The sequence below is a fragment of the Streptomyces sp. NPDC014727 genome, assembly GCF_043083485.1.
GTDB lineage: Bacteria > Actinomycetota > Actinomycetes > Streptomycetales > Streptomycetaceae > Streptomyces.
On record NZ_JBIBYR010000025.1, the window covers coordinates 88,005 to 96,261 of the forward strand.

Here is an 8,257-nt window from a genome sequence, read left to right on the forward strand (position 1 = left end):
GGCTGTCCCGTGATCCTTGGCGGGCGCGGGACTACGGGAGCGTCCTTGGGCTCATTCGTTCGCGTCGAACCGGATCGGCGAGCGGGGCCCTGGGTGCCGTGGCACGAGAGCCCGGCGTGATCGGAACGAGCGGCCCTGGGGCCGGAACATGCGCGTTACGCTGCTCCGGCACGGCCACAGCAGAGAAACGGAGAGCCATCGCCATGGACATAGCCCCCGCCCAGGACTCGCAGCTGACCTTCCGCGATGCGGCCGACGCCGATGTGCCCGCACTCGTGACGCTGATCGAGTCGGCCTACCGCGGGGACTCCAGCCGGGCCGGATGGACCACCGAGGCGGACATCCTGCAGGGGCAGCGGACCGACCCCGACGGCGTCCGCCAGGTCGTCGAAGCGCCCGGCAGCCGACTGCTCGTGGTGGAGCGCGATGGCGCGCTCATCGCCTGCTGCCAGCTCGAACACCGCGGCGACGCCGCCTACTTCGGGATGTTCGCGGTCCGTCCCGAGCTGCAGGGTGCCGGCCTCGGCAAGGTGATCATCGCCGAGGCCGAGCGCACCGTCCGGGACAGCTGGGGGGTGACGGAGATGCACATGACCGTGATCTCGGTGCGCGAGGAACTGATCGCCTGGTACGAGCGCCGCGGCTACCGCCGTACGGGCAGGCTCAGCCCGTTCCCGTACGGCGATGAGCGCTTCGGTATCCCGCAGCGTGACGATCTCGCCTTCGAACTCCTCATCAAGGACCTGGCCTGACCGGGGCGGAGATCAAGCGGTGAAGCGGCCGGCGCGGCGGATCTCCGGGTAGTCGGTGGTCGCGCCGTCCAGCCGCAGGGCGCGTACCAGCCGCAGATGGTCCTGGGTGTTCACCACCCAGCCGATGACCTTCAGCCCTTCGGCGTGCGCCTGCTCGACCACCTCCAGGGTGAGGCGGCGGATGTTCAGCGCCAGCGTCGCCGCGCCCACCGCCTTCGCCCGGTCCACCACGTCGTTCCGCCAGCGGCTGGCGATGAGCACGGTCCGTACTCCCGGTACCAGTTGGGCGATCTCGGCGACCGCCTCGTCGTGGAACGACGACACCTCGACCCGGTCGACGAGGCCGCGTCGCAGCATCACTTCGGCCAGGGCGCGGGCCGCGGCCACATCTTTGATCTCGGCCTGTACGGGGGACCGTACGGCGTCGAGCACCTCCTCGAAGACCGGCACCCGCTCGCCCAGCCCGGCATCGAGCTCGCGTAGTTCGGAGAGGGTCTTCTCGGCGATCGGACCGCTGCCGTCCGTCGTGCGGTCCACTTCGGCGTCGTGCATGACGGCCAGCGCGCCGTCCTTGCTCAGATGCAGATCGAGTTCGATGGCGTCCATCCCGGCCCGTTCCGCGTGGACGAACGACCGCAGGGTGTTCTCCGGCTCGACGCCCATCACTCCGCGATGACCGATGGTGAGAAAGGACAAGGCAACTCGCTTCCGTCGACGGCGTCTCCCCGCGGACTGCTCCTACCCACGAAGCATCGCGGCATTACGGCAATTCGGCAGCCTAAGGGCTGTCCCGTTCCAAGCCCTGGTGAACCAGCGCGCGGCGTCGGATGACGGCGAGGTGCCGTTGCTGTCGTCGTGGGCCCGCCAAGGATTACGGGACGGCCCCGAACGGCCCGCTGCCGGGAGGGAACGGCACCGAGCAGTCGCCGGACTGCACCAGGTCGACGGAAGTGGTCGCCCTGGAGGTTCTGTGCAGGAAGAATCGCGGTGACCATGGGGGTCGGCAGGATAATCTTCTGAGCCTCACTTGTCCGAAGGAACTGCACACGGATACGGTTGCCTGACGCGAGGTTCTCCCGGGGAGGAAGTGTTATGACGGAAATTCTTGTGCACGACGTCGCCGCAGGTGACATAGCTACGGACCAACGGGTGGTCGATCACCCCGCCTGGCCCGCGCTCAAGAATGCCGTGGAGGAGATCCGCCCCTGGCAGTCGAAGGACGGATCCATCGACTTCGACGCCGAGGACGCGCCGTCCCCGGCGGTCGCCGGGGCGACCCTGGAGCGCGTGATCGCCGCGGTCGAGGAGCTCTCCCCGCTGCTTCCGCACGATGCCGCCTACCACCGCGCCCTCGTCGCGGACCTGCGCCGCTGGGCCGCGGCCGGCTTCGGCGTGCCGGACTTCCTCGACTCATTGCTCGCCTTCCAGCCGGCCAAGGACCGCGCCGACGGGGTGCAGCACCTGGTCCTCTTCGCGATGTACACCCAGAACGGCAACCCGGATCGCAACCTCGAAGCGGTCGTGCTGCGGATGGTCTGGCCCGAGTGGCTGGCGGAGCTCGAAGCCACCCGCTATGACAACCCGCTGTTCTGCGGCATCACGTTCGAGGGCTTCACCTCGGGTTACGACACCAATTCCGCGGTGCTCTTCCCGGAGACCGTCGCCGTGCGCGAGGCCCCGGAGCGGTTCAGCTGGGGCGGGATCTTCTGCGACCGCGAGGCGGCTCGCTTCCGCCGGGTCACCGAGGCGTCGGTCGAGCTGCTCGGCGTCGCGCTGCCCGACGACATCCGTGAGATGGTCGGCGACCAGCAGCGGTGCGAGCAGGCCTTCGTGCTCTGGGACATGGTGCACGACCGGACGCACAGCCACGGCGACCTGCCGTTCGACCCCTTCATGATCAAGCAGCGCCAGCCGTTCTGGATGTACGGGCTCGAAGAGCTGCGCTGTGACCTCACGGCCTTCAAGGAGGCCGTGAAGCTGGAGGCCGACGGCTTCCCGCAGGGCCGCGACGTCCAGTACGCCGTGCTGTTCGACCGGATGTTCCGCTTCCCCGTCACCGGCGAGCGTGTCCGCAACTACGACGGCCTCGGCGGTCAGCTGCTCTTCGCCTACCTCCACAAGCACGACGTCGTCCGCTGGACCGACAACACGCTGCGGATCGACTGGGACCGTGCCCCGCAGGTCACCAATCAGCTCTGCGCCGAGATCGAGAAGCTCTACCGCGACGGCATCGACCGTCCCAAACTCGTGCACTGGTTCGCCGCGTACGACCTCGTCTCCACCTATCTCGCTCCCCACCCGGGCTCCCGCTGGGCCAAGGGCCCGGACGCGCTTGATGTGTCGCAGCCGCCGCGCAAGCTCGTCGACGAGGTGCTTCCGGACGAGTTTCCGCTGAGCATGTTCTATGAGGCGCTCTCCAAGAAGCTGAAGAATGTGATCGCCTCGACCAAGGGGATCACTGCCGCGGATGCCGAGCGGGCAGCCGCGTGAGCGCCGGTTCTGAGGAGGCAGTGGCCATGAACGGAAACGGCAAGGGCAACGGGAGCGGTGCTCTCGAAGGTGCCGTGGTCGCGGTCGCCGGAGCCGCCGGCCCGGCGGGCCGGGCCGCGCTGCTGAGGCTCGCCGAAGCCGGTGCGACCGTCGTCGCCTCCGACGCGGACGCCACCCGCCTGGCCGAGGCGGTCGACGCCGCCCGCTACGCCCACGGCGGCGCCACCGTCACGGGCGACACGGTCGATCTGCTGGATCTCGGCGCCACCCGCGACTGGGCGGACAAGACGGAGAAGGAATTCGGCCGGATCGACGGCCTGGTCCACCTCGTCGGTGGCTGGCGAGGCAGTTCCACCTTCGGTGAGACCGACCTCGCCGACTGGAACCTGCTGGAGAAGCTGCTGATCCGCACGGTCCAGCACACTTCGCTGGCCTTCCAGGAGGGTCTGCAGCGCAGTGACCGGGGCCGTTATGTGCTGATCAGCGCGGCCGGGGCGAGCAAGCCCACCGCGGGAAACGCGGCCTACGCCGCGTCGAAGGCCGCGGCCGAGGCCTGGACCCTCGCCCTCGCGGACGCCTTCCGCAAGGCGGGGGGCGAGGAAGGGCCCAGAACGGCGGCTGCGATCCTGGTCATCAAGGCACTGGTGCACGACGCGATGCGCGCCGAGCGCCCCCATGCGAAATTCGCGGGCTTCACCGACGTCAAGGATCTGGCCGACGCCATCGTCGGCGTCTGGGACCGGCCCGCCCCGGAAGTGAACGGAAAGCGCCTGTGGCTGACCCCACAACCGTAAGGACCGACGCGCGACGCCACCACGACCCACGGGTACGCGGTTTCGCCAGTGACAACTACGCGGGCACGCACCCGGAGATTCTCGCGGCCATCGCCCTCGCCAACGGCGGTCACCAGATCGCCTATGGCGAGGACGAGTACACCGGGCACCTCCAGCGCGTCATGCACAGCCACTTCGGCCCCACCGCCGAAGCCTTTCCGGTCTTCAACGGAACCGGCGCCAACGTGGTCTCCCTCCAGGCGATGACCGACCGCTGGGGCGCGGTGATCTGTGCGGAGTCCGCCCACATCAACGTCGACGAGGGAGGTGCCCCGGAGCGGGTGGGCGGCCTCAAGCTGCTCACCGTGCCCACTCCGGACGGCAAGCTCACGCCCGAGCTCATCGACCGGCAGGCGTACGGCTGGGACGACGAGCACCGGGCCATGCCGCAGGTCGTCTCGATCACCCAGAACACCGAGCTGGGCACGGTCTATACACCCGACGAGATCCGCGCGATCTGCGACCACGCCCACGGTCACGGCATGAAGGTCCATCTGGACGGGGCCCGGATAGCCAACGCCGCGGCATCGCTGGACGTGCCGATGCGGACGTTCACCAACACCGTCGGCGTCGACGTCCTCTCCTTCGGCGGCACGAAGAACGGCGCGATCTTCGGCGAGGCCGTGGTCGTCCTGAACCCGGACGCCGTGCGTGCCATGAAGCACCTGCGCAAGCTGTCGATGCAGCTCGCCTCGAAGATGCGCTTCGTCTCGGTGCAGTTGGAGGCGCTGCTCGCCGGAGACCTCTGGCTGCGCAATGCCCGGCACGCGAACGCCATGGCCCAGCGGCTCGCGGATGGCGTGCGTGCGGTGGACGGGGTGGAGATCCTGCATCCCGTCCAGGCCAACGCCGTCTTCGCCCGGCTGCCGCACGAGGTGAGCGAGCGGCTGCAGAAGCGCTTCCGCTTCTACTTCTGGGACGAGGCCGCCGGTGATGTGCGCTGGATGTGTTCCTTCGACACGACGGAGGACGATGTCGACGCGTTCGTCCTTGCGCTGAAGGACGAGATGGCGAAGTAACCAGCCTGAATAAATATGCGGTCGATCGGAAAGTCATTGACATCCGGTCGGCCGCATACTTACGCTCGACGGTCATGGAGCTGATCCAGCAAGTCCCGGAACTTTCCGCCTACCTTGCCGCGGACGAGGCCATCGATCACGGGCACCCGGTGGTACGAGAGGCGGTCGCCGCCCTCCACGGCGAGACCGCTGATGCATACTCATACGCGGCTGCCGCCTTTGCCTTCGTGCGTGACACGATTCCGCACTCGGCCGACTCGGGCGACATGCGGGTCGCCTGGCGTGCCTCCGACGCCCTCGCGACACGCAACGGCATCTGCCACGCCAAGTCCCATGCCCTTGCCGCCCTTCTCCGTGCGGCGGAGATCCCGACCGCCCTCTGTTATCAGGCGCTCTGTGGGGACGGCGGGGAGCCCGGTCCCCTGCACGGGCTGATCGCGGTCAGGCTGCCCGGCCGTGACCGCTGGGACCGTCAGGACCCCCGCGGCAACAAGCCGGGCGTCGACGCACAGTTCTCGCTCGACGGCGAGCGGCTGGCGTGGCCCGTGCGGCCTGAGTTCAATGAAGTGGACTATCCGGTGCTTTATGCGGCACCGCATCCGGCGGTACTGCACAGCCTGCGGTCCGCCGAGGACCGCCCGCAGCTGTGGCGCACTCTCCCCACAGCGCTCTGAGATCCCGTCCCGGGACAAGGCCGTCGACGCCCCCGGCGTTCACCGTCTTCGACGACGTAGGTCCGGCCCTGCTGGACGGGGCCGCCCGCCGACCGGCCGAACGGCTCGGACGATCGGCGAACTCGAAGCCGCAGGGGCCGAACCCGCCGAGTGGTCGCAGAAGCTGAGCTCCGGAGCACGGATCGCCGTCGGTGCTCCGGAGTGACGTTTCAGCCGTGGCCGCGAACCGGCCGGGTCAGCTCGCCCCGCGCACCTCGGCGGCCGTCGGAGCCGTACCGCCGAGGTGCGCGGGCACCCACCAGGTGTCGCCGGCGTCCTTCGGGCGTACGGGATAGGCGCGCTGGGCCGCTTCGAGGAGCTCCTGGACCCGCTCCCGCAGCCGCCGGGTGATCGCGCCGGCGTACTGGTCGGTGGGCGCCTCCACCGGTTCGCCGACCCGGATCGTCACGGGAAAGTGGTTGCGCTTGAAATTGCGCGGCCGTCCCTTGGTCCACAACCGCTGCGTCCCCCACAGTGCCATCGGGATCAGCGGGACGCCGGCCTCCTGGGCCAGTCGGGCGGCGCCCGACTTGAAGCTCTTCAGCGTGAACGACTCCGAGATCGTCGCCTCGGGGAACACACCCACGATCTCCCCGGACCGCAGCGAGGCGAGGGCGTGCGCATACGCGTCCTCGCCCTGCTTGCGGTCGACCGGGATGTGCTTCATCCCGCGCATCAGTGGACCGGAGACCTTGTGCCGGAAGACCGATTCCTTCGCCATGAAGCGGACAAGGCGCTTCTGCGGCAGCGCCGCGAGCCCGGTGAAGATGAAGTCCAGATAACTGATGTGATTGCTGACCAGCACCGCGCCACCGGTCTTCGGGATGTGCTCGGAACCCTGAGTGTCGATCTTCAGGTCAAGCGCCTTGAAAAACGTACGAGCGGCGCCGATGACCGGTCGATAGACGAGTTCTGCCATCTGGGGAAGACCCTTCTTCAGCGCCTGGGGAGGGTTCTCCCGGCGGAAGTTACGCAGCCGTAGGTTTGCGGCAATGGGCCGATCGTGCCCCATGCGCGACGCGGTGGCCAGTCTCAGGGGGCGCGGGGCGCGAGATTCTCGTCACGTGCAAGCGCGGGGAATGCCACGGTGCCCGGTGGTGCTGACCTCTTGCGAAGAGCTCTGACAGGAGGCCGCAGGTGGACGGGCAGACGCACGGGGGAACGCTGGACGCGGCCCGACTCGGCACGGAATTGGGGGAGAAGGCGACCCTGGTGCAGTTCTCCAGCGCGTTCTGTCAGCCGTGCCGGGCCACCCGGCGCACTCTTGCCGAGGTGGCGCGCATGGTGGACGGCGTGACCCACGTCGAGATCGACGCCGAGGCGCATCTCACTCTTGTGCGCGAGCTCGGGATCAGCCGGACGCCGACCGTGCTGGTCCTCGACTCCGGCGGCCGGATCGCCCGCCGGGCCGTCGGACAGCCGCGCACTGTCGATGTCGTCGCCGCGCTGGGACAGGTGATGTGACGGACCGTGATGCATCTCCCACATTGCGGAACGCCCTTGACTGCGCCCACCACACGTCGTCAGTCTGACGCTATGCCGCCGGAACTCCTTCTCTACGGCCGGGCCCACGTGGATCTCGCCCGCAACGCGAGTGCGTGCTGTCCGGGTGCCTGAGCGAACAAGGCCCCCGTACACCTCTTCCGCAGAAGGACATCTCCATGACGGCTTCGCCCGGGCTCGGCACCTTCCGTACGGCTTCCCCCGAACTCCTCCGCTCGGTCTTCCGGCAGCACGCCGCCGGTGTCGCAGTGATCACCGCCGCAGGTGACCGGCCGGTCGGCTTCACCGCCACCTCCTTGAACTCCGTCGCCGCCGAGCCGCCGCTGATCTCCTTCGGGGTCGGAACCTCGTCCTCCAGCTGGCCGGTCGTGGCCGAGGCCGAGCACATCGGCGTCCACATACTCGGTGAGCACCAGCAGGACCTCGCCGCCACGTTCGCCCGCAGCGGCGCCGACCGGTTCGGCCCGTCCACCTATTGGCGCAGCGGCCCCGAAGGTGTGCCGGTGCTCGACGGTGTGCTGGCGTGGCTGGTCTGCCGCGTGGTGGCCCGGATCCCGGCGGGCGACCACCGGATCGTGATCGCGGAGGCCGTGGTCGGAGATCCGGCCGGAGGCGGTCGCCCGCTGCTCTATCACCGGGGTCGTTTCACCGCCCTGCGGGACTGAGAACTCCCCAGCGGCACGTGGGTGCGGCACGTTGGCCAAATCACAGTTCCAAGCGCTTGCTCATGGGTCAAGCACTGGGTCTACTGGCTAGTAATATTTCCTTCGGAGCATCGGTCGCCCCGACCGGAAACCGCCCCATCAGGCGCCTATGCTGCGTGCAACAAGGCAGCCCAGAAATGACGATGCAGTAGGAGAGCCGGCGTGAGCTTGAGGATCGTTGTCTGTGTGAAGTACGTGCCCGACGCCACGGGTGACCGGCATTTCGCCGATGATCTGACGGTG

At 68.6% G+C, this 8,257-nt stretch carries 10 protein-coding genes and 1 pseudogene; 9 read left to right on the forward strand and 2 right to left on the reverse strand.

The genetic code is table 11. The annotated features are described in order from the left end of the window. Positions 1 to 203 precede the first annotated feature (203 nt). Positions 204 to 752, forward strand: a complete 549-nt coding sequence (locus ACF1B9_RS29795) for a GNAT family N-acetyltransferase (RefSeq protein ID WP_391745660.1) — start codon at positions 204 to 206, stop codon at positions 750 to 752. 12 nt (positions 753 to 764) lie between these two features. On the opposite strand, the gene ACF1B9_RS29800 is transcribed toward ACF1B9_RS29795, so the two are convergent. Continuing rightward, the gene (locus tag ACF1B9_RS29800; protein WP_376293473.1) at positions 765 to 1,448 is read right to left on the reverse strand and encodes a glycerophosphodiester phosphodiesterase; all 684 of its coding nucleotides are present in this window, start codon (positions 1,446 to 1,448) and stop codon (positions 765 to 767) included. 396 nt (positions 1,449 to 1,844) lie between these two features. Between ACF1B9_RS29800 and ACF1B9_RS29805 the strand changes: the two genes are divergently transcribed. From ACF1B9_RS29805 to ACF1B9_RS29820, 4 genes are all read left to right on the forward strand, one after another. Then, on the forward strand, positions 1,845 to 3,242 hold the full coding sequence (locus tag ACF1B9_RS29805; protein WP_391745662.1) for a DUF6421 family protein: 1,398 nt from the start codon (positions 1,845 to 1,847) through the stop codon (positions 3,240 to 3,242). A 26-nt stretch (positions 3,243 to 3,268) separates the two neighbouring features. After that, positions 3,269 to 4,036, forward strand: coding sequence for an SDR family NAD(P)-dependent oxidoreductase (locus tag ACF1B9_RS29810; protein ID WP_391745664.1), 768 nt, complete (start codon positions 3,269 to 3,271; stop codon positions 4,034 to 4,036). Beyond that, positions 4,015 to 5,094, forward strand: coding sequence for a threonine aldolase family protein (locus tag ACF1B9_RS29815; protein ID WP_391745666.1), 1,080 nt, complete (start codon positions 4,015 to 4,017; stop codon positions 5,092 to 5,094). Before ACF1B9_RS29810 ends, ACF1B9_RS29815 begins: the two co-directional genes overlap by 22 nt. Before the next feature lie 74 nt (positions 5,095 to 5,168). After that, positions 5,169 to 5,768: a transglutaminase domain-containing protein gene (locus ACF1B9_RS29820; protein WP_391745667.1), complete on the forward strand. Its 600-nt coding sequence runs from the start codon at positions 5,169 to 5,171 to the stop codon at positions 5,766 to 5,768. A 235-nt stretch (positions 5,769 to 6,003) separates the two neighbouring features. Here ACF1B9_RS29820 and ACF1B9_RS29825 read toward each other — a convergent pair whose 3' ends face one another. Then, positions 6,004 to 6,726, reverse strand: coding sequence for a lysophospholipid acyltransferase family protein (locus ACF1B9_RS29825; protein ID WP_391745668.1), 723 nt, complete (start codon positions 6,724 to 6,726; stop codon positions 6,004 to 6,006). 218 nt (positions 6,727 to 6,944) lie between these two features. Here ACF1B9_RS29825 and ACF1B9_RS29830 point away from each other — a divergent pair, with 218 nt between their 5' ends. The 4 genes and pseudogenes from ACF1B9_RS29830 to ACF1B9_RS29845 form a co-directional block, all read left to right on the forward strand. Beyond that, complete coding sequence (locus ACF1B9_RS29830) at positions 6,945 to 7,271, forward strand: thioredoxin family protein (protein ID WP_391745669.1); 327 nt, start codon at positions 6,945 to 6,947, stop codon at positions 7,269 to 7,271. A gap of 72 nt (positions 7,272 to 7,343) precedes the next feature. Further along, the gene (locus tag ACF1B9_RS29835; RefSeq protein ID WP_391745680.1) at positions 7,344 to 7,424 is read left to right on the forward strand and encodes a putative leader peptide; all 81 of its coding nucleotides are present in this window, start codon (positions 7,344 to 7,346) and stop codon (positions 7,422 to 7,424) included. Positions 7,425 to 7,468: 44 nt separating this feature from the next. Continuing rightward, positions 7,469 to 7,975 carry a flavin reductase family protein gene (locus ACF1B9_RS29840; RefSeq protein ID WP_391745670.1) on the forward strand — a complete coding sequence of 169 codons (507 nt, stop codon included), beginning with the start codon at positions 7,469 to 7,471 and terminating at the stop codon, positions 7,973 to 7,975. Between the two features lie 201 nt (positions 7,976 to 8,176). Then, positions 8,177 to 8,257, forward strand: a pseudogene (locus tag ACF1B9_RS29845) (electron transfer flavoprotein subunit beta); the annotation flags it as partial.